A 20429-nucleotide genomic window follows, 5' to 3' on the forward strand; every position below is an offset into this window, starting at 1 on the left:
GGTCAGGCCTTTTTGCGGATCAGGGCCAGGAACATGGCATCGGTGCTGTGGACGTGAGGCCAGAGCTGGGCCGTGGAGTCGTGGCCTGCCCCCAGGTTGCCTGTCAGGCTCACGCCGTCCAGTGCGGCGCCGGCGTCCAGCAGTTCCAGGTCGTCGCGCTTCCGGAGGGCATCGGTGACGACGGCGGTGGTTTCGGCCGGGTGCGGTGAACAGGTCACGTAGGCCACCACTCCGCCGGGTCGGACGGCGTCCAGTGCGGAGGTGAGGAGGGCACGCTGCAGCGGGCCAAGGTCGGCCAGGTCCTTGGGCGTGCGGCGCCAGCGGGACTCCGGCCGGCGCCGAAGGGCACCGAGTCCGCTGCAGGGAACGTCTACCAGGACACGGTCGAAGGATTCGGGCTGTTCAGTTCCCACCTCCCGGCCGTCCCCGGTCCGGACGCGCCAGACATCCTCCGGTACTGCGGACAGGGCCTGGCTCACGAGCTTGGCACGGTGCGGAGCCGGCTCGTTGGCGAGGAGCGTGGCACCCTGTTGCCGGGCGAGGGCGCCGAGCAGTGCGGCTTTGCCGCCCGGACCGGCACAGAGATCCAGCCAGGCTTCGCCGGTGGCACCGGCACCTTCCCCTCCGTTGGTTCGAGGACCCAGGTCAACCGCGGCCATGGCCCGGGCCACCAGCTGCGAGCCAACGTCCTGGACGCGGGTGCTGCCTTCGCGCACCGAGGCGAGCCTGCCGAGGTCACCGCCGCTGGAAAGGGCCGAGCCCTCCACCAGTTCCCCGGGCGTGGCCCCGTTTTCCAAAGCCTCATCCAGGCTGCCCAGGCCCGGCAGGGCAACCAGGTTGACCACCGGCGCGGCGTTGTCGGCTTCCAGCAGGTCGTTGATCTCCGTGGCGGCGCGTCCGTGCGCCACCAGCGACTGGCGCATGGCGCGGACAATCCACTCGGGGTGGGCGTACCGGATGGACGCGATCTTAGTTTCATCGCTTTCGTCGGCGACCAAGAGCTCAAGCCACTCTTCCAGGCTATGTGCCGTGACCTTCCGCAACACCGCATTGATCAGTGCGGACGGGCCGGCGCCGATCACGGCGCGGGCCAGGCCAACTGTCTGGTCCAGGGCGGCGTGGGCCGGAACCCGCATGGCCACCAGCTGATGGACGCCGATGCGCAGGGCGTCAAGGATGGCAGGGTCCAACTGGTTCAGTGGCCGGTCCACACAGCGGGCCAGGATGGCATCGTAGGTGCCCTGGCCCCGCAGGGCGCCGTAGCTCAGTTCGGTGGCGAAGCCGGCGTCACGCTTGTCCAGGCCGTGATGGCGGATGCGGGACGGGAGCACCAGGTTCGCGTAGGCGTCCTCCGCAGCGACAGCCCGCAGGACTTCGAAGGCCACCAGGCGCGCCGGATCCGCCCGGCGTGTGCGCTGCGCGGGGGCGTTCCCGGTGAAACTCTTCTGGGAGCTTCGGTTCCGTTCCCGGCCTTGGGCATTACGCGTGCTTGAATCGCGCGGTCCGCCCTTGCCCCGACCGCTGCCGCCGCCACCCCTGCCGCCTGAAGTACCGCCGGACTCGCTCATTCGAACACCACGCTTTCAAGTGAAGCCATGCCGCGGGCCCAATCGGCCGCGGCCATCATTTTCTTGCCGGAGGGCTGGATCCTGGTCAGCTCCACCGCGTGGGACCCCGTCCCTACCAGCACGTTTTTGCCGTCCAGGAACACCGCCCCCGGTGCCAAGGCCGGGCCGCCGGCCGGTCGAAGCCGAACGGGTTCCAGCTTGACCCTTTGACCTTCCAGCGTGGTCCAGGCCCCAGGCTCGGGAGTAACTCCCCTGGCCCGCCTGCCGATAGCGAGCGCGGGCTGCTTCCAGTCGAGCCGGCCATCATCGATGGTCAGTTTGGGCGCCAGCGAAATATCTCCCATTTGCGGCTGCGGTGCCGCCTTTCCGGCTTCCACCGCTGAGAGTGTCTGCGTGAGGAGCACGGCCCCGCTGTGGGACAGCCGTTCAAGCAGCGCCCCCGCGGTATCGTCCGTTCTGACACTTTCGGTCAGCGTCCCGAAGACAGGCCCGGTGTCCAGCCCTTCCTCCAGCAGGAAGGTGACGGCGCCGGTCACGTCGTCGCCTGCAATGACGGCCCGCTGCACCGGAGCAGCACCGCGCCACGCGGGAAGGAGGGAGAAGTGCAGGTTGATCCAGCCATGAGGGGGCACATCAAGGGCCGCGCGCGGAATCAGTCCTCCGTAGGCCACGATGGCGGCCACGTCCGGTTTTGCGGCGGCAATGTGCGCCGTTACGGCGTCATCAACGCGGGTGGCGTGGATGACGTCGATGCCCAGCTCGGCGGCGCGGGCGGCAACGGGCGACGGCGTCAGCACGCGTTTGCGGCCAATCGGCGCGTCCGGGCGGGTCAGGACGGCAACGACGTCAAAGCCGGCCTTAACCAGGGCATCCAAGGAGGGAACGGCGACCGCCGGTGTGCCGGCGAAAAGGACCCTCATGAGTTCGTGCCTCCACCGAAGCTGGTGCCGCCAAAGCTGCCGCCACCAAAACTGGACCCGACTGTCTTGGCGCGCTTCGCCGTCGTGCGTTCAGTGATGGCGTCGTAGTTGGCATTCCGGATGGAGCGCAGCGCACTCTTCCGGTCTTCGCCCTCGAGGCGGTCGGTGTAGAGGATGCCGTCGAGGTGGTCGGTCTCGTGCTGGAAGCAGCGGGCCAGCATGCCCTCCCCCTCGACCGTGACCGGGTTGCCGTGAAGGTCCACACCGGTGACCTTGGTGGCCCTGAACCGGCGGACGGGGAATCCCAGACCGGGGATGGAGAGGCAGCCTTCCACATGGTCGGCCTGGTAGTCGTCGCTGTTTTCCAAAACCGGGTTGATGATGTGGCCGTCAACCCCGCCCACACGGTAAGTAAAGACGCGTTGGCTGACTCCGATCTGGGGGGCGGCCAGGCCTGCGCCCTCCACGTCCTCCATGGTCTCGGTCATGTCCGCAACGAGCTTGGCGAGCTCGGGCCCGAATTCCGTCACAGGATCGGCCACTGTGCGGAGCACGGGATCACCAATGATGCGGATATTCAGAATGGCCATGTGCTGTCTTTCCTCACGGTGGGTGTTGGCGAACCTATCCAGTTTAGGCGCAGGGGCTTCACTGCCGGGACTGACCCCCTGGTGCCGCCAGTACTGCTAGGCGCTGCGTGCCTGCACTGACGGTGGCGGAGCTACCGGAAGGAGCGCTGTGCCCGCGGCGAGGGTGTCCGCGGACAGCTCCCAGACGCGGCGCAGGGCACAGAACTTCCACCAGTGATGCTTGAGGACCTCCGGGTTGGCGCGGACCGGCCGGACCTCGGTCTCACCAATGGCCACGGCCAGAAGCAGCGGGTTTTCGCCGTACTTCCATGCCTCCCACTCCCCGGCAATCGGGTCCACCAGGCTTTCCTCGGCCTTCATGCCGGCCACGAGCTGCATGACCACCTTGTCATCAAGCGGTTTGACGGTGCCGTCCCGCGTGGTGCCTTTGGTCTTGTAGTCGATGAGGCAGATGCGGCCGTTGATGCGGGCCACAAGGTCCAGCGTCCCGGCATAGCCGACGGACTTGTTCCAGACGGTGATTTCGGGGGCGATGGGTTCCACATCGTAGAGTTCCCACCACTCGTCAAACCGCAGAGCAAAGGCTTCCTCGCCGTTGGCAGCCAGAGCCTCGCGGGTTTCCTTCATGGCGTGCGGCCGGCCCAGGGCCCGGAGCGCCACCTGCTCGCAGTAGTTATGGACACGGTCACCGCGTTTTGCGGCATCATCGCGGTACGTCTCGGCCGCCTTTGAGGCCCGATTGACGGCCTGCCGGATTTTGGCCGGACTGCCCAGGCAGTCGGCGAGCAGGGGGTCCTTGGCCAGGCTGCTGGCGCCCATGTAACCGAACCAGCCGTCCAGCCCGTGCGGCTGCTGGCCGATCACGGTGGTGATGGACGGAACGGAGAACTGTTCGGAGGTGGACCGGGCGTACATCCGGCCATATTCCGTGGCGTGGGCAAGGAGTGGATCAGTCATACAAAGACTCTTTCACAGGGGGCTGACAAAATGCGGGGCACAAAAAAGGTCCGTCCCCGCTCGGCTTGAGCGGAAACGGACCTGATTCCTCGGTGGGCGATACTGGGTTCGAACCAGTGACCTCTTCGGTGTGAACGAAGCGCGCTACCACTGCGCCAATCGCCCCGATGCCTTTGAATGCTAGCGGACCGGACGGGGTTTATGGAAATCGGGATGGCGCCTGCCGCGAATTACATGTCTGTAATTCGAAAAAACCCCTAGATTGCAGGGATCCACGGCCGTCGCCGCCGGTCCGGGATGCCCGATTTGGAGTTTCCCTGAACCTCCTATAGAGTTCTTACTCGTTGGAACGCGAGGAAATGCCCGAAACGGCACGGAATCAACAGTCAACATGCGGACGTAGCTCAGCTGGTAGAGCACCACCTTGCCAAGGTGGATGTCGCGAGTTCGAATCTCGTCGTCCGCTCGCAGGACACTGTCACGGCAAGGGATCTTCGGAACCGGCGCTTACACGGTGGGTTGGCCGAGAGGCGAGGCAGCGGCCTGCAAAGCCGTTTACACGGGTTCGAATCCCGTACCCACCTCGGTGAAAACCATGGTTTTCCGGTTCATCCCGGATGGCAATGGGCGATTGGCGCAGCGGTAGCGCGCTTCCCTGACACGGAAGAGGTCACTGGTTCGATCCCAGTATCGCCCACCAAGCAAGGCAACTTGCTTCATGCAGTATTTTTGGCTCCTGCCGAAAATTACTTCATACGCGGACGTAGCTCAGCTGGTAGAGCACCACCTTGCCAAGGTGGATGTCGCGAGTTCGAATCTCGTCGTCCGCTCTCTTCTCCCCGATACACCCCCACCAAGCCGGTCGTCCGGTTCCGGGCGATTGGCGCAGCGGTAGCGCGCTTCCCTGACACGGAAGAGGTCACTGGTTCGATCCCAGTATCGCCCACAGCAGCAGCTCCCCGTGAGCTGCTTTTTTGTTGCCCGTTTTCCGCCGTTGCCCTATCGGGCCTGGTCCCCAACGCGGTGTTATGACGACCAAACCTGCCAGGGCAGCGGGAGCGGACAACGCATCCGCTGCAAGCGAACGCCCACGACGCCTTATTTCCTTGGCACGCCCCGAAGACAGGGCTAGGATCGTTTGCGGAGGAGCGACCTGGCTCCGCGATTGAAGGGAGGTGCTCGTGGGACTGATTGACGATCTAAAGGGCAAGGCTCAGGGTCTGATCCATGGCAACGAGCAGGCCATCAAAGACGGCATCACCAAGGCCGGGGACTTCGTCGACACCAAGACCGGCGGCAAGTACGCCGGACATGTCGACAAGATCCAGGATGGCGCTTCCAAGCTCGTTGACAAAAACGGAACACCAGGCGAGACCCCTGCCAGCGAGCAGGTACCGCCGGTCAACCCTGTTCCGCCGGTTCCGCCGGTCGACAAGGCTCCGTAACAAGGATTTGGCCGGGGCTTTGCCCTAGTACGTCAAGGAGGTGTGGGTCCCGCCGGGAGGCGGCACCCGCACCTTTGGCGTTTAAGCGGAATCAGCGTGGGCAACCGGGGCTTTCCCCGTCAGATGGTCAAATCCCCACGAAACGCGGCGGGGATAAGTCCGTCCGGCGGGGAAAAGCCGCGCGGGCCTGCAGCGGCGCGGCAGGACCAGGCCTAGGACGGCTCGTGGTTCTGGCCCTCGCGTGCCAACGCGGTCAGGCGCGACACGGCGCGGTAGTACTTCTTGGTGTAGCCGCCGTGCATCATCTCGTCGGTGAACAGCTTGTCGAAGGGGACGCCGCTGGCCAGGATGGGCACATCCTTGTCGTAGAGGCGGTCGGCCAACACCACGAAGCGCAAGGCAACGGCCTGCTCGGTGATGGTTTCCACGTTGCGCCACACCACGCCGTCGATGCCGTCGATGAGCTGGCGGTACCGGCTCGGGTGCACACCGGCGAGATGGCCGATCAGCGAACTGAATTCGTCCTGCGCCACCGTCTTACCATCAAACTCGGCCTTCATCTGGGCAGAGAGCTGGCTGTTTTTCAGCGGGGCCGGGGCCGCCGGCAGGCCGCGGTGACGGAAGTCCTCGCCGTCGATCCGGATGACGTCGAACTGGTCGGCAAGGACCTGGATCTCCCGGGCGAAGTCGACGGCGGCAAAGCGGCCGTCGCCCAGCGAGCCCGGGAGCGTGTTGGACGTCGCCGCGAGCTTCACGCCGGCGTCGGCCAGCTCGCGCATCAGGCGGGACATCAGCACTGTATCGCCCGGATCATCGAGCTCGAACTCGTCAATGCATACCAGCTTGTAGTGGCTCAGGGCCTCTACCGTCTTGCGGAACGACAGGGCGCCCACCAGGTTGGTGTACTCCACAAATGTGCCGAAGGCCTTGGGCCCCGGGGCGGCGTGCCACAGTGAGGCCAGCAGGTGGGTCTTGCCCACACCGAATCCGCCGTCCAGATAGATCCCGGCCCGCGTTTCAACCTTCTTCGCGAAGAGTTTCTTGAACAGGCCGGCGCCGTCCCCTGCACCGACTCCCCCGGCGAAACCTTCCAGCGCCTTGACCGCCGCCGCCTGGGAAGGCTGGTTGGGGTCCGGCCGGTAGCTGGCGAAGGAGACCTGGCCAAACCGGGGTGAAGGATAAAAACCCTTGAGGAGCTCATCCACCGATACCGCCGGAGTGCGTGCGGCAAGCTGTTCGATCTGTACCAAGGTGGTCCGTTCTGCTGGTGGGTTGTCCCCAGAAAGAATACCGGCAACGGCCCGGCCCTCCCCCGCAAGGCCGCCGTCAATGGCCGCCGCGTGACGAAGGCCATATTTCCCCCGGTTAACGGCCGGGCGGACATGCTGGACGGCCATGGCTAGGCTGGAGTGAGGTTCGGACCATGTGCAGATCCGCCATACACCTCGATGAAAGGCCATCACCATGCCCTACGCCGTTGAACAGAACGAGAAGTTTGCCGCCTACGCCAACCCTGAGCGCCTGGTGTCCACTGACTGGCTGGCCGCTGCCCTGGAGTCGGGCGCGGTAGCGGACGGCAAGCTCGTGGTGGTCGAGTCCGATGAAGACGTCCTCCTCTACGAAACGGGACACATCCCCGGCGCCGTCAAAATCGACTGGCACACCGACCTCAACGATGAAGTGACCCGCGACTACGTGGACGGCGAGGCGTTCGCTGCTCTTGCGGCGTCGAAGGGCATCTCCCGTGACACCACCGTGGTGATCTACGGGGACAAGTCGAACTGGTGGGCTGCCTACGCCCTGTGGGTCTTTACCCTCTTCGGCCACGAGGATGTCCGCCTGCTGGATGGCGGCCGGGACAAGTGGATTGCCGAAGGCCACAAGCTGACCACCGACCGGCCTTCGCCCACACGCGGCGAGTACCCGGTGGTGGAGCGCAACGATGCCCCGATCCGTGCGTTCAAGGAGGATGTGCTGGCACACTTCGGCAAGCCGCTCATCGATGTCCGTTCCACCGAGGAATACACCGGCCAGCGGACCCACATGCCGGCCTACCCGGAGGAAGGCGCGCTGCGTGGCGGCCACATCCCGACGGCCGCGTCGATCCCGTGGGCACGTGCGGCAGCAGGCGACGGCACGTACCGCAACCGCGGCGAACTGGAGGCACTCTACCTGGGCGAGGCGGGCCTCAAAGAAGGCGACGACGTCGTGGCATACTGCCGCATCGGCGAACGGTCCAGCCACACCTGGTTCGCCCTGAAGTACCTCCTGGGCTTCGAGACTGTGCGCAACTACGACGGCTCCTGGACCGAGTGGGGCAACGCCGTCCGTGTCCCGATCACCAAGGGAACCGAGCGCGGCACGGTACCGGCGTAAACTGGACCTGATGAATACCAAAGCCCTTCCCGCCGCCCTGGCGGACATAGTTGACGACTTCCAGGCCCTGACCGAACCCGATCGCCTGCAACTGCTGCTGGAATTCTCCCAGGGGCTCCCGGAGCTTCCGGACCGGTTGAAGGACCACCCGGAACTCCTTGAGCAGGTAGTTGAGTGCCAGTCACCGCTGTTCCTGGCCATTGAAACGGAAAAGCACGACGGCGGCCCGGCCGATGCGGTGCGGCTCTACTTCAAAGCACCGCCGGAAGCCCCCACAACGCGGGGATTCGCCGGCGTGCTGCACGAGGGGCTCGACGGGCTCAGCGTTGCGGAAATCCTGGCCGTCCCGGACGACATGCCTGAACTGCTGGGCCTCACGCGTGCCATCACCCCGCTGCGGATGAGGGGCATGACCGCCATGTTGGGACGGATCAAGCGCAAGGTCGCCGCCACCCAACGGCTCGAGGCCTGAGGTCCCACCGGACTGGCCATGGGACGCAAAAGTTCTTCGCAGGGAACGCCGGCAACAGCAGTATTGGCTGCTGCCGGCGTTCCTTTTGTGCTGCACCCGTACGTGCACGATCCGTCCGTGGCCAGCTACGGAACGGAGGCAGCCGAAGCCCTGGGCATCGCCCCGGAAATGGTTTTCAAGACCCTGATGGTCGAAGTGGAAGGCCGGCTGGCAGTGGGAGTGGTGCCGGTCAGCGGAAACCTTGACCTCAAGGCCTTCGCCGCCGCCCTGGGAGCCAAGAAGGCCGCCATGGCCGAGCCCGCTGCAGCCCAGCGGCGCACCGGCTACGTCCTGGGCGGCATCTCGCCGCTCGGCCAGCGCCAGGCCTCACCCACAGTGATTGACGGCAGTGCCCTCGGCCTCCGGAGCATGCTGGTTTCCGGCGGCAAGCGCGGCCTGGACATCGAACTGGCCCCGGCCGAGCTCATCCGGCTGACCTCGGCGGTCACCGCCAACATCGGCACGAACACGCCCTAGCCTTCGTTGCCCCGCGTCGAGATGGCATTTGACGGCAGTTGCGGGCCGGAACACTGCCGCGAAGTGTCATCTCGGCGGCTCGGGTTCCTCCGGACTGCGCTGGCCGGGATTGGTCCGCGGCGCCAGCTGCGTGCGGAGCCACGCCTTGACCAGGCTTTCCCAGCGCTCAGGATCAACGTTCCATTCCTTGGTGTGCCTGGCGCGGCTGAAGGTTTCGAACGTGACCATGTCCGGATTCCGTTCGGCCAGGATGGCAGAGGGCTCATAGGGAACGTACTCGTCGTCGACGCTGTGGATGATCAGCGTAGGCGTGCGGACCTCGACGGCACGCGCCACCCAGTCCATGGCCTTGAGGTCGACGGGCGCGGAAAGGCCGGTCAGCCTGCGTCCCAGCGGGTGGCCCAGCATCAACTGCCCGTAACGCCCCACCAAGGACGGAATCCTGTTCAGCTGGGCGTGGTGGGCCAGCACATTGACCCAGTTGATGACCGGCGCATCCAGGACCAGGGCCCGGATGAGGTGACGGTAACGCGACAGGTCCGCCGTCTGCAGGCAAATGGCGCCACCCATGGACCAGCCGAAAAGGACAATCTCCTCGGCGCCGCCGGCCAGAGCATACTCGATGGCCGCTTCCACATCGCGCCACTCCGTGGATCCGAGGCCGTACCGCCCGTCGTCGGCAGACGGGGCCAGTCCGTCGTTCCGATAGGAGATCAGCAGGCTGGTCAGTCCCAGTTCCCGTGCAGGGGCTACGGCGCGCAGTGCCTCCTGGCGGGTTGCCCCGCGGCCGTGAACCATGATGGCCCATATCCGGGCGCCGCCCTCTGCCTTGACCAGCCATGCCGGCGCCTGGCCGCCGTCGACGTCGATCAGCACGTCCTCGGATGCGATCCCGGCGGCGGCCGGATCCGGATAAAGCGCCCCGCTCCACCACCCGCGGCGGGCGGTGCCGAAGTCGCCGGCGTAGACGGCCTCCACTTCCCGCAGGACTGTGCCGTCCGCCGGCGAGTAGGAGACGATCCGGCCGATCCGGGCGTGTCCCTTGCCGCCGTCGAAAAAGAAGCCGTAGACACCCTCCACGGTTGTTTCCGGCGTGGCGGCCAGGATGACCTGCAGTCCGTCGCCGTCCCGGAGGACCGCCAGGACTTCCTGGTCGGCCGCCCGCTGCTTGACAGGAGTGATCACCCGCCGGGCAAAGTAAAGTGCAAGGGCTGAGGATCCCGTGGCAAGCAAGCCGGTGAGGGCTCCGCCGCCTATGGCGCCGCCCAAAGCCCATTTGGCGCGCAGCGACATGCGGCCGCCGGCGTCAGCAGGGGGTATAGCCGTCAACGTGGGAGTTCGCGTGGAAGGTGCCATGGAACCATTCTTACCGCCCAGGGCCGGTTGGCCACATTTCCACTGCCGTGGCGTCCATCCTGTGCAGGCGCCAGTTCGCACGACTAGGCTGATGGCATGAGCGATCCAATCGTCATTCTGACTGAAGAACCCCTGGGTGCGGATGACCGCGTCAACATCCAACGGCTGGTGGACGGTTCGGACACCCGGCTTGTCCTGCTGGTGCCGGCGAACACCGAGCGGCATCTCCTCGTGGACTTCCTTGAGAATCTGTCCATGCTGGATGTCGCCAAGGCCTTCCGCGACCTGACCGCGCACGCCCCTGATCCCAGTGCTGAGCGGGCGGAGGCTGCAGAGACACTGGCGGTCTCGCTGGCTGCCCTGGCAGGGCTGGGCGGCGGAGTAACCGGCGAAGTGGTGGATGGCGGCGCCGTGAGTGGCCTCGTGGCCAAAGTGAAGGAAATCGGTGCTTCCCAGGCAGTGGTGATCACCCGGCCGCATGCGGTTGCGGACACCTTCCATACGGACTGGGCCAACAAGGCCCAGGACCAGTTGGGGCTCCCCGTGCTCCACCTGTATGCCGGTTCGGGATTTATCGGCGACTCCTGAGCGTTGACCACACTATGAGCATCTTTGGAAAGAGCGTTTTCGGAAACAAGGCCACCGGTTCCATCCCCGCGTCCGCCCTGGGGGCCGGACCCGATGCGCCGGAACCCGCCGTCCGGAAGTCCGACGACGAATGGCGGCAGGAGCTCACGCCCGAGGAGTACCACGTGCTGCGGCAGGCGGGCACCGAGCGTCCCTACACCGGCGAGTATGTGGACACCCACGAAGAGGGTGTTTACCAGTGCCGTGCCTGCGGGGCCGAACTCTTCAGGAGCAACGAAAAATTCGACTCCCACTGCGGCTGGCCGTCCTTCTGGGCCCCCCTGGCTGACGGCACCGTGCGGTACATCCATGACCGCACCCTCGGCATGGAGCGGGTTGAGGTCCGGTGCGCGAACTGCGACTCCCACTTGGGCCACGTGTTTGCCGGGGAAGGTTACGGAACGCCCACTGACCAGCGGTACTGCATCAATTCGGTGTCCCTGAAACTGGTTCCACGGGGAGCAGGCGGGCACGAATCAGCCTAGTCCTGAGCCGCCCAGGCAGAGGCCCGGCCATACCTGGCGGTGCTTCGCCGGCGCCCAAGCATGAGACTTTCTTATGCTTAGCCGTCTTTTGAGTTAGGGACTCTGCTTGCTTGCTACGCTCGCCGTAGATACCCAAGCAATGCGAAAGGCTGTCGTCAATGACCGTCACCATCACCGCCGGCCCCACCAGGATCACCGCCGGGAATCCCGCCTGGCTGAGGGTCAGGACCGCCGCCGAATCCCTGCAAGCACTGCAGATCCAGGACGGTTCAGTGCCTGAGCCGGGCCACCATGCCGCTGCCGCCCTGGAAGTTGCCGCCATCACCGGGGCCGTCAGGGAACTGGCACCGCTCTTCCGGCACGACGCCGCCTACCTGGACGCCGTCGTCGCCGATTTCGAGGCTTGGGCGCAGACCGGTTTCGGCGTGCCGGACTTCCTGTCCTCGCTGCTGGCTTTCCAGCCGCAGCTGCAGCGCCAGGACGGGCTGGCGCACCTTGTCATCTTCCCCATGTACACGCAGAACGGAAGCAGCAGCAGGCTGGTGGAGGCCGTCCTGGTGGAGGTCATCTGGCCCGACTTCGTGGCCGAACTGGAAGCCGGAGCATTTTCCAACAAGCTTTTTGTACCCATCAGGTTCCTGGACTTCACCCGCGGCTACAACACCAATTCGGCCGTACTCTTCCCGGAAACCGTTGCCGTCCGGGAAACGCCCGCCTTCACCTGGGGCGCTATTTTCGCGGACCGCGAAGCTGCCCGCTTCCGCCGCGTCCTGCGTGCGGCGGCGGACATCACCTCCCTGGATCTTCCCGCGGGTGCCGCCGAACTCCTGGCGGACCAGGAGCTGGCTGAGGCCACGTTTGTGATGTGGGACCTGATTCATGACCGCACCCACATGCGCGGGGACCTGCCCTTTGACCCGTTCATGATCAAGCAGCGCATGCCCTATTTCCTGTATTCGCTGGAAGAACTCCGCTGCGACCTCACCGCTTTCCGGGAGTCCGTCCGGATTGAAAAGGACGACGATGCCCGGCCGGAAGCGCGCCGGCACGCAAAACTGGTGCAGTACGCCATCATCTTCGACCGGATCTTCCGCTTTGCGATCACCGGCAGCCGGGTGCGCAACTATGACGGCCTCGGCGGCCAGCTGCTCTTTGCCTGGCTGCACCAGCACCACGTCCTGCACTGGACTGACACCCGGCTCCGCATCGACTGGGACCAGGTGCCGGACGCAGTGATCGCGCTGGGGGCGGCCATCGACGACCTGTACTGGCGCTCCATCGACCGGCCCAAAACGGCACATTGGCTGGCCGCCTACCAACTGGTTTCCAGCACACTCACGCCCAGCCCGGCATCACTCTGGGCCAAGGGCGCCGACGCACTTCCGGTGTCCGGCCCGCCGCGCGGCCTCACGGACCAGGTGCTGGATGACGAATTCCCGCTGTCCATGTTCTACGAGGCATTGGAGAAGAAAATGCGCCCGGTCATCGAATCCACCGCAGGCATCACAGGAGCCTCCGCCCTATGAACGAACACAGCCACTTGAATGTCCTGGTCACCGGCGGCAGCGGACCCTCCGGGATCGCCGTGGCCAAAGCGCTGCGGCAGGCCGGGTTCCGGGTCTTCACCGTGGGTTCAGACAAAGCGCGGATCGACGCCGCGGCAGCAAAAGCGGGCGACGGCGTCACTCCCCTGGTGTGCGACCTTGCTGATTTGGCCGCTGTCCGTGCCCTCCGGGAGGCGCTGGCCGAAACGGCCGGACCGATCGATGCCGTCATCCACCTGGTTGGCGGCTGGCGCGGCGCCAAAGGCATCACGGACCAGAGCGACGCCGACTGGGACTTCCTCGAGCGCGGCGCCATCACCACGCTCCGGAACGTGTCCCGGGTTTTCTACGACGACGTCGCCGCCTCCAGCCGGGGAAGGTTTGCCATCGTCTCCTCCACCGCGGTGGAGAATCCGACGGCGGCGGCCGCCAGTTACGTGGCGGCCAAGGCCGCCGCGGAGGCCTGGACCCTGGCCGTGGCCGACGGGCTGGCCCGCGGGGCCGCCGGCGCAGGCACAGAACTGCGCAGCGCCGCCGTCGTGCTCGTCGTCAAGGCGCTGGTGGACGCCGGACTCCGGCAGGAGCACCCGGAACGGAGCTTCCCAGGTGCCACCGATGTCGACGACCTGGCGGCCGCCGTCGTCGGACTGTTCGGCCGCCCGGCAACCGAGCTGAACGGCCGGCAGCTGCGGCTGGCTCCTGGGCCTGGCTTCCAGGACCTCGCCGCCCTGGACCTGACCTCCCTAGACTGAGAACGTGAGCAAAGCAATGACAACCACGGCACCTGCCGCCACCCGGACCCACCACCCCACCGCGCGGCTGCATGATCCGTCCATCCGCGGCTTCGCGTCGGACAACTACTCGGGCGTCCACCCGGAGGTCCTGGCGGCACTCGCGGCAGCCAACGAAGGCCACCAGGTGTCCTACGGCGAGGACGACTACACGGCCCGGCTGCAGGAACTGATGGAAGAGCACTTCGGCCCGGGCATAGAATGCTTCCCGGTCTTCAACGGCACCGGAGCCAATGTTTTGTCCCTCCAGTCGCTGCTTCCGCGCTGGGGCGCTGTGGTGTGCGCGTCGACGGCCCACATCAACATGGATGAGAACGGCGCCCCGGAACGCATCGGCGGGATCAAGCTGCTGCACGTCCCCACGCCCGACGGCAAGCTGACCCCGGAGCTGATCGACCGCGAGGCGTGGGGCTTCGGCGATGAGCACCGCGCGCAGCCGCTGGCGGTCTCCATCACCCAGACCACCGAGCTGGGCACGTGCTATACCCCGGACGAGGTCCGTGCCATCGCCGACCACGCCCACTCCAAGGGCATGAAGCTCCACATGGACGGGGCGCGGCTGGCTAACGCGGCCGCCCACCTTGGCGTGCCGCTGCGGGCGTTCACGCGCGACGCCGGCGTGGACATCCTCTCCTTCGGCGGCACCAAGAACGGGCTGCTGTACGGCGAAGTGGTGGTTGCCCTGAACCCTGAAGCCGCCCACGGCCTGGTGTTCCTCCGCAAGATGAACATGCAGCTCGCCTCGAAAATGCGCTTCCTCTCGGCCCAGTTCATTGCGCTCCTCGAGGGCGATCTGTGGCTCCGTTCCGCCGCGCACGCCAACGCCATGGCCGCCCGCCTCAGGGCGGCGGTGGAAACGATCGACGGCGTGGAGCCCACCCAGAACACGGAATCCAATGGTGTGTTCGCGGTCCTGCCGGCCGGGGTGGCCGGCCGGCTGCGGGAATCCTTCCGTTTCTATGACTGGGACGAAGCCGCCCGGGAGGTCCGCTGGATGTGTTCCTTCGACACCAGCGAAGAGGACATCGACGCGTTCGCGGCCGCGATCCGCCAGGAGCTTGCGGCCCACCATGAAGGCAGGGCGGCCAGGTAGCATGACCGGCCGACGGCGAGCCTGCGGTGTGTGCCCGGCGCAGTTGCGTAATCTGCGATGGTGAACGCACTCGCCCAGGTTCCCCCGGAATTTCTCCACGCCTTGGGAACCCTCAGGAAGGCCCAATGCCGCAGTGAACTGCGCCTGGCCGAAATTCCGGCGCCGGCGCGGCTGGCCCCGTTCGCCGTGGCACTCGGTGCCGAGGTCATGGCGTCCGGTCCCGGCAGCGGCACCACCCCCGTCCACGGCCCCGCAGCCATGGCCCTGGCCGCAGCCTCCGGCAGCGTGGCCGAGGACGACACCGAGCTGGCCACCGGCCGGTTCATCCTGCTGCACGACCCCGACGGATCCGAGGTCTGGGACGGCGAATTCCGCATCGTCACCTACATCCGGGCCCAGCTCGAGCCCGAAATGGGCAATGACGAGATGCTCGGCACCGTGGCCTGGACGTGGCTTGTTGAAGCCCTGGAGAACCACAAGGCCCCTTACCGGGCCGCCGGCGGGACTGCCACCCGCGTCCTGTCGGAGAGCTTCGGGACGCTTTCGGACCGGCCCGGGTCGATCGACATCGAGCTGCGCGCCTCCTGGACTCCGGCCTCATCGGATGTCACCGCGCACCTGGAGGCGTGGTCCGACATGGTGTGCACGTTCGCCGGCCTTCCCCCTCTGCCCGACGGTGTCTCCGCCCTTCCGAACCGCCGCCGGAACTAGGGCCGGTCATTGTCATTGAACAGGGATCGGTAAACTGAAGGAATCATGACCCCTCACATTCCGGATAACACCACAGCCGGCGCCCCGGCTGATGACACCACTTCCCATATCACCGTGGAAGGCTTCGACAGCCAGGTCCCCGTCGTCATTGACCTCGATGCACCCCGCGACGGCGTGCCGCTGGTCATTGAAACGCAGTCCGGGCTGGAGCGGTGCGCGGCCGCCATCGCCGCCGGAACCGGACCCGCAGGAGTCGATGCCGAGCGCGCCTCAGGATTCCGCTACGGCCAGCGCGCCTTCCTGGTCCAGATCCGCCGCGAAGGCTCCGGCACCTGGCTGATCGACCCCGAACCGTTCGATGACCTCGCCATCATCAACGATGCCCTCAAAGGCGTGGAATGGATCCTCCATGCCGCCAGCCAGGACCTGCCCTGCCTGCTGGAGCTTGGCATGTGGCCGGACAAACTCTTCGACACGGAGCTGGCCGCACGGCTGGCGGGTCTGCCGCGCGTGGGCCTGGCCGCCGTCATCGAACAGCTGCTGGGTTTTGGCCTGGCAAAGGAACATTCTGCCGCGGACTGGTCCACCCGGCCGCTGCCGGAACCCTGGCTGCGCTATGCCGCCCTGGATGTGGAAGTCCTGACGGAGCTGCGCGAAGAACTCATCGAACTGCTGCTGGCCGACGGCAAGCTGGAATACGCGGAGCAGGAATTTGCCGCGATCCTCGCCGCCGGCGTGGCCCCGCCCAGGATCGACCCCTGGCGCAAGACCTCGGGCCTGCACCAGATCCGCGACCGCCGCCAGCTGGCCGCAGTCCGTGAGATGTGGCTCGAGCGGGACTCGCTGGCGCAGAAGCGCGACGTCGCGCCGGGCCGGCTCCTTCCCGATTCCGCCCTGGTCTCCGCGGCCAAGGCCCTGCCCTCCACCGTGCCCCAGCTCCTGGGCACCAAGGGGTTCCACGGGCGGGCGGCGCAGCGCGAGGCGCCCAGGTGGCTCCGGTGCATCGCGGCCGCCAGGGAGCTCGAGGAACTTCCGCCCCTGCACCTGCCCACCAACGCCCCTCCCCCGCCGCGTGTCTGGGCTGACCGCGATCCCGAGGCCGCCCAGCGCCTGTCCACGGCCCGCCCGCACCTGCAGGCCAAGGCCGACGAACTGAACCTGCCGATGGAAAACCTGCTGACGCCGGACTACCTGCGTCGCCTTGCCTGGCGGCCGCCGTCGGACCTCAACGAAGAAACGGTGGCCGCCGAACTCAGCTCCCTGGGTGCACGCGAGTGGCAGATCGGCCTGGTCGCGCCGCTGATCACGGACGCCTTCCTCAACCCGCAGCCGCTGCCGGACAAGGAACCCAAGGAGAGCAAGTAACACCCCTCACCGGACCCCTTGCAGACTATGTTACTCGTGAGTAACATAGGGACGACTGCCGTCCGGCCGAGCGCCGCCTGTTAGCCTCGGACGGCGCCAATGTCTCGATGAGGAGTAAACGTGAGCCAAGCCCGCCACAGCGGAGAACACAGCAGCGGATCCCCACGCGCTGTCCGCGACGTCGTTTTTGTTGACGGCGTCCGCACCCCCTTCGGTAAGGCCGGCGAGAAAGGCATCTACGCCGGCACCCGCGCCGATGACCTGATGGTGAAGTGCATCCGCGAACTGCTGCGCCGCAACCCCGCCCTGCCCCCGGCGCGGATCGACGAAGTAGCCGTAGCCGCCACCACCCAGACCGGAGACCAGGGCCTCACCCTCGGGCGCACGGCCGCCCTCCTGGCCGGGCTCCCCCGCACTGTTCCCGGCTTCGCCATCGACAGGATGTGCGCCGGGGCAATGACCGCAGTCACCACGACGGCGAGCGGCATCGGCTTCGGCGCCTACGACGTCGTGATTGCCGGGGGTGTGGAGCACATGGGCAACCACCCGATGGGCTCCGGCGCCGACCCGAACCCGCGCTTCATGTCCGAGCGGCTGGTCGATCCGGCCGCACTGAATATGGGCAACACGGCCGAAAACCTGCATGACCGCTTCCCCGCCATCACCAAGGAACGGACCGACGCCTACGCTGTCGCCTCCCAGGACAAGCTGGCGGCGGCTTACGCCCGCGGGCAGATCCAACCTGACCTCGTCCCCGTGGCGTCCCTGAAGCAGGGCCAGGGCTGGACGCTGAACAGCGTTGACGAGCCGCCGCGGCCGGGCACCACGCTGGAGGACCTCGCCGCCCTGCGGACTCCCTTCCGCGCCCATGGCCGCGTGACGGCAGGCAACGCGGCCGGCCTGAACGACGGCGCCACTGCCGCGGTCCTGGCATCCTCCGAGGCCGCCGCGGAGCTGGGCCTGCCAGTCAAAATGCGCCTTGTCAGCTACGCCTATGCGGGCGTCGAGCCGGAGGTCATGGGCATCGGCCCCGTTCCCGCCACCGAGAAGGCATTGAAGAATGCGGGCCTCAGTATTGAGGACATCGGGCTTTTCGAGATCAATGAAGCCTTCGCCGTGCAGGTCCTGAGTTTCCTGGACCACTTTGGAATTTCCGACGACGATCCCCGGGTAAATCGTTACGGCGGCGCCATCGCGGTTGGGCACCCCCTCGCGTCGTCAGGCGTCCGGCTGATGAACCAGCTCGCCCGGCAGTTCGGGGAAGACCCGTCCGTCCGCTACGGCATCACCACCATGTGCATCGGCCTGGGCATGGGGGCCACCGTCATCTGGGAAAACCCGCACCATGCCCACTACAGCGGTGCCGCCTCCAGCGCGGCAGCCGCCGAAACAGCCGCCGCAGCACCCACCGAAGGAGCTGCCGCATGAGCGCCGCAGATTTCACCAAGCTTGCCGAACTCTTTCCCGATGAAACTGTGACGCACTCCTACGTCCAGGACGTCGAACTGCAGGCGGCACCGGGCCAGCCAAGCCCTGGAGTCTTTGCGCTGATCACCCTGGACAACGGTTTGGACCACTCCAAGCCCACCACCCTGGGCCCGAACACCCTGGTTGAGCTGGGCACGGTACTGGAGGGGCTGAAGGAGCGTGCCGCCCGCGGTGAGATCGTCGGCGTCGGCGTCACCGGCAAGCCCTACTTCCTCGTCGCCGGCGCGGACCTGTCCGCCGTCAAGTCCTTGGCGAACCGCGAACACGGCCTGTGGATGGCCCAGCTCGGCCACGACGTTTACGCCACGCTCGCCAACCTCGGCGTACCCAGCTTCGCCTTCATCAACGGCGTGGCCCTGGGCGGCGGCCTGGAGATCGCCCTGCAGTCCACCTACCGCACCGTATCCACGGGAGCCGGCGCCCTGGCGCTGCCTGAAGCCTTCCTCGGACTGGTCCCGGGCTGGGGCGGCGTCTACATCCTGCCCCGCCTGATCGGTCCGGAGAACGCGGTCAAGGTCATGATCGAGAACCCGCTCAGCAACAACCGCACCCTCAGCGGGCCGCAGGCCTTCGAACTCGGCATCGCCGACGCCCTGTTCGAACCGGCCGACTTCCTGGAGCAGTCCCTCCTCTGGGCCGCAAAGGTCATCACCGGTGAGGTGTCTCCCGGGCGGGCCAACGCCGTCGATCCCGCAGACCCCGCCGTCGCCGCGCGCTGGTCAGCAGCGGTCAAGGCGGGGCGTGCGCTGGTGGAGGCCAAGACGTCCAACGCGTCCCCGGCACCGGCCAAGGTCCTGGACATCCTCGAGGCCAACCGCACCATGAGCCAGGCCGATTCCGCTGCACTCGAGTGCGAGACCCTGGCCGGGCTGATGCAGAGCGATGAATTCCGCTCCACGGTCTACGCCTTCCTGGACCTGGTCCAGAAGCGGTCCAAGCGGCCTGCGGGCGCACCCGACCGGAAGCTCGCCCGGCCGGTCACCAAGGTCGGCGTAGTGGGCGCGGGACTGATGGCAGGCCAGCTCGCCCTGCTGTTCGCGCGCCAGCTCAAGGTCCCCGTGGTGCTGACGGACATCGACCAGGCCCGCGTGGACAAGGGCGTGGGTTACGTCCACGCTGAGGTGGACAAGCTCCTGGGCAAGAAGCGGATCAGCCAGGACGCGGCTAACCGCACCAAGGCCCTGGTCTCCGGCTCGGTCTCCAAGGAAGCCTTCGCCGACGCCGACTTCGTCATTGAAGCCGTCTTTGAGGAGCTGAACGTCAAGAAACAGGTCTTCGCCGAAGTGGAAGCCATCGTCTCAGCGGAGTGCATCTTCGCCACCAACACCTCATCGCTGTCCGTCACCGCCATGGCCGAGGACCTTCAGCACCCCGAACGGCTGGTGGGCTTCCACTTCTTCAACCCGGTGGCGGTGATGCCGCTGCTCGAAATCGTGCGTGCACCCAGGACCGACGACGCCGTGCTGGCCACGGCGTTTGAGGTGGCCCGGGGCCTGAAGAAGACGGCCGTCCTGGTCAAGGATGCGCCCGCGTTCGTGGTCAACAGGGTCCTGCTGCGGCTCATGGGCGAGGTGACGGCCGCGTTTGATGAAGGCACCCCCGCCGACGTTGCGGACAATGCCCTCCGCCCCATGGGCCTGCCGATGACCCCCTTCACGCTGGGCGCCATGGTGGGCCTGCCGGTGGCGCAGCACGTCCAGGAGTCCCTGCACGCCGCGTTCGGCGGCCGCTTTGCGGTGTCCGCCAACCTGCAGAAGCTGATCGACAACGGTGTGAAGTCGCTCTGGGCTCCGGCTGCTGACGGCAGCCAGGAAATACCCGCATCCACGCTCTCGCTGATGTCCTTCGGCACGTCCCCGTCCACCGGAGCTGAAGTCCTGCACCGGGTACAGGATGCGCTGGCCGGGGAAATCGGCCTGATGCTGGCCGAGGATGTGGTGGCCGGCCCCGAGGACATCGACCTGTGCATGATCCTCGGCGCAGGCTGGCCCATGTTCCTGGGCGGCATCACGCCATACCTCGACCGGGTCGGCGCCTCGGAGCGGGTGAACGGGAAGCGGTTCCACGCCCCGGGCGTCGCGTCCGGCACCGCCCCATCAGCGTCCCCCATCCACGCCTGATAGTG

Annotated in this window: 19 protein-coding genes and 6 tRNA genes; 18 read left to right on the forward strand and 7 right to left on the reverse strand. The window is 66.6% G+C overall.

Annotated features, from left to right (window positions below; translation table 11 throughout):
• Positions 1-2: 2 nt before the first annotated feature.
• From IAQ70_RS08260 to IAQ70_RS08280, 5 genes are all read right to left on the reverse strand, one after another.
• On the reverse strand, positions 3-1568 hold the full coding sequence (locus tag IAQ70_RS08260) for an RsmB/NOP family class I SAM-dependent RNA methyltransferase (RefSeq protein WP_190988834.1): 1566 nt from the start codon (positions 1566-1568) through the stop codon (positions 3-5).
• Positions 1565-2488 (reverse strand): methionyl-tRNA formyltransferase, encoded by a 924-nt coding sequence (fmt, locus tag IAQ70_RS08265; RefSeq protein WP_190988835.1) that lies wholly within the window; start codon positions 2486-2488, stop codon positions 1565-1567. The genes IAQ70_RS08260 and fmt overlap by 4 nt, the downstream gene beginning before the upstream one ends.
• Positions 2485-3078 carry a peptide deformylase gene (def, locus tag IAQ70_RS08270; RefSeq protein WP_190988836.1) on the reverse strand — a complete coding sequence of 198 codons (594 nt, stop codon included), beginning with the start codon at positions 3076-3078 and terminating at the stop codon, positions 2485-2487. Before def ends, fmt begins: the two co-directional genes overlap by 4 nt.
• Positions 3079-3174: 96 nt before the next feature.
• Entirely contained in the window at positions 3175-4035 is an 861-nt protein-coding gene (locus IAQ70_RS08275; RefSeq protein ID WP_190988837.1) for a cytochrome, read from the reverse strand.
• Between the two features lie 93 nt (positions 4036-4128).
• Positions 4129-4200: transfer RNA gene (locus IAQ70_RS08280), tRNA-Val, on the reverse strand.
• 228 nt (positions 4201-4428) lie between these two features.
• Between IAQ70_RS08280 and IAQ70_RS08285 the strand changes: the two genes are divergently transcribed.
• From IAQ70_RS08285 to IAQ70_RS08310, 6 genes are all read left to right on the forward strand, one after another.
• Positions 4429-4501 (forward strand) — tRNA-Gly (locus IAQ70_RS08285).
• A gap of 47 nt (positions 4502-4548) precedes the next feature.
• Positions 4549-4619: transfer RNA gene (locus IAQ70_RS08290), tRNA-Cys, on the forward strand.
• Positions 4620-4660: 41 nt separating this feature from the next.
• A tRNA-Val gene (locus IAQ70_RS08295) sits at positions 4661-4735 on the forward strand.
• Positions 4736-4792: 57 nt separating this feature from the next.
• A tRNA-Gly gene (locus tag IAQ70_RS08300) sits at positions 4793-4865 on the forward strand.
• 44 nt (positions 4866-4909) lie between these two features.
• Positions 4910-4981 (forward strand) — tRNA-Val (locus IAQ70_RS08305).
• Between the two features lie 235 nt (positions 4982-5216).
• Positions 5217-5480 (forward strand): antitoxin, encoded by a 264-nt coding sequence (locus tag IAQ70_RS08310; protein WP_190988838.1) that lies wholly within the window; start codon positions 5217-5219, stop codon positions 5478-5480.
• 212 nt (positions 5481-5692) lie between these two features.
• Here IAQ70_RS08310 and zapE read toward each other — a convergent pair whose 3' ends face one another.
• Positions 5693-6730 (reverse strand): cell division protein ZapE, encoded by a 1038-nt coding sequence (gene zapE / locus IAQ70_RS08315; RefSeq protein ID WP_190988839.1) that lies wholly within the window; start codon positions 6728-6730, stop codon positions 5693-5695.
• Positions 6731-6944: 214 nt separating this feature from the next.
• Between zapE and IAQ70_RS08320 the strand changes: the two genes are divergently transcribed.
• From IAQ70_RS08320 to ybaK, 3 genes are read left to right on the forward strand one after another with little or no spacing between them, the layout of a single operon-like run.
• A complete protein-coding gene (locus IAQ70_RS08320) occupies positions 6945-7856 on the forward strand; it encodes a sulfurtransferase (RefSeq protein WP_190988840.1) in 912 nt (303 codons plus the stop codon).
• Between the two features lie 10 nt (positions 7857-7866).
• Positions 7867-8328, forward strand: a complete 462-nt coding sequence (locus IAQ70_RS08325) for a SufE family protein (RefSeq protein WP_190988841.1) — start codon at positions 7867-7869, stop codon at positions 8326-8328.
• 18 nt (positions 8329-8346) lie between these two features.
• Positions 8347-8844 carry a Cys-tRNA(Pro) deacylase gene (gene ybaK, locus IAQ70_RS08330; RefSeq protein ID WP_190988842.1) on the forward strand — a complete coding sequence of 166 codons (498 nt, stop codon included), beginning with the start codon at positions 8347-8349 and terminating at the stop codon, positions 8842-8844.
• Positions 8845-8910: 66 nt separating this feature from the next.
• Here ybaK and IAQ70_RS08335 read toward each other — a convergent pair whose 3' ends face one another.
• Complete coding sequence (locus IAQ70_RS08335; protein WP_190988843.1) at positions 8911-10200, reverse strand: alpha/beta hydrolase family protein; 1290 nt, start codon at positions 10198-10200, stop codon at positions 8911-8913.
• Positions 10201-10296: 96 nt separating this feature from the next.
• Here IAQ70_RS08335 and IAQ70_RS08340 point away from each other — a divergent pair, with 96 nt between their 5' ends.
• From IAQ70_RS08340 to IAQ70_RS08380, 9 genes are all read left to right on the forward strand, one after another.
• Positions 10297-10788, forward strand: a complete 492-nt coding sequence (locus IAQ70_RS08340; RefSeq protein WP_190988844.1) for a hypothetical protein — start codon at positions 10297-10299, stop codon at positions 10786-10788.
• Positions 10789-10802: 14 nt separating this feature from the next.
• Positions 10803-11312, forward strand: coding sequence for a peptide-methionine (R)-S-oxide reductase MsrB (msrB, locus tag IAQ70_RS08345; protein ID WP_190988845.1), 510 nt, complete (start codon positions 10803-10805; stop codon positions 11310-11312).
• A gap of 158 nt (positions 11313-11470) precedes the next feature.
• Entirely contained in the window at positions 11471-12838 is a 1368-nt protein-coding gene (locus IAQ70_RS08350) for a DUF6421 family protein (RefSeq protein ID WP_190988846.1), read from the forward strand.
• Positions 12835-13608, forward strand: a complete 774-nt coding sequence (locus IAQ70_RS08355; protein WP_190988847.1) for an SDR family oxidoreductase — start codon at positions 12835-12837, stop codon at positions 13606-13608. Before IAQ70_RS08350 ends, IAQ70_RS08355 begins: the two co-directional genes overlap by 4 nt.
• 16 nt (positions 13609-13624) lie before the next feature.
• Positions 13625-14740: a threonine aldolase family protein gene (locus tag IAQ70_RS08360; protein WP_190988990.1), complete on the forward strand. Its 1116-nt coding sequence runs from the start codon at positions 13625-13627 to the stop codon at positions 14738-14740.
• 57 nt (positions 14741-14797) lie between these two features.
• On the forward strand, positions 14798-15451 hold the full coding sequence (locus IAQ70_RS08365) for a DUF3000 domain-containing protein (RefSeq protein WP_190988848.1): 654 nt from the start codon (positions 14798-14800) through the stop codon (positions 15449-15451).
• A gap of 45 nt (positions 15452-15496) precedes the next feature.
• A complete protein-coding gene (locus tag IAQ70_RS08370) occupies positions 15497-16816 on the forward strand; it encodes an HRDC domain-containing protein (RefSeq protein ID WP_190988849.1) in 1320 nt (439 codons plus the stop codon).
• A gap of 120 nt (positions 16817-16936) precedes the next feature.
• Positions 16937-18244: a thiolase family protein gene (locus IAQ70_RS08375; RefSeq protein WP_190988850.1), complete on the forward strand. Its 1308-nt coding sequence runs from the start codon at positions 16937-16939 to the stop codon at positions 18242-18244.
• Positions 18241-20424: a 3-hydroxyacyl-CoA dehydrogenase NAD-binding domain-containing protein gene (locus IAQ70_RS08380; protein ID WP_190988851.1), complete on the forward strand. Its 2184-nt coding sequence runs from the start codon at positions 18241-18243 to the stop codon at positions 20422-20424. The genes IAQ70_RS08375 and IAQ70_RS08380 overlap by 4 nt, the downstream gene beginning before the upstream one ends.
• The last annotated feature ends 5 nt before the right edge of the window (positions 20425-20429 follow it).

This window comes from Pseudarthrobacter sulfonivorans (genome assembly GCF_014712225.1).
Lineage (GTDB): Bacteria > Actinomycetota > Actinomycetes > Actinomycetales > Micrococcaceae > Arthrobacter > Arthrobacter sulfonivorans.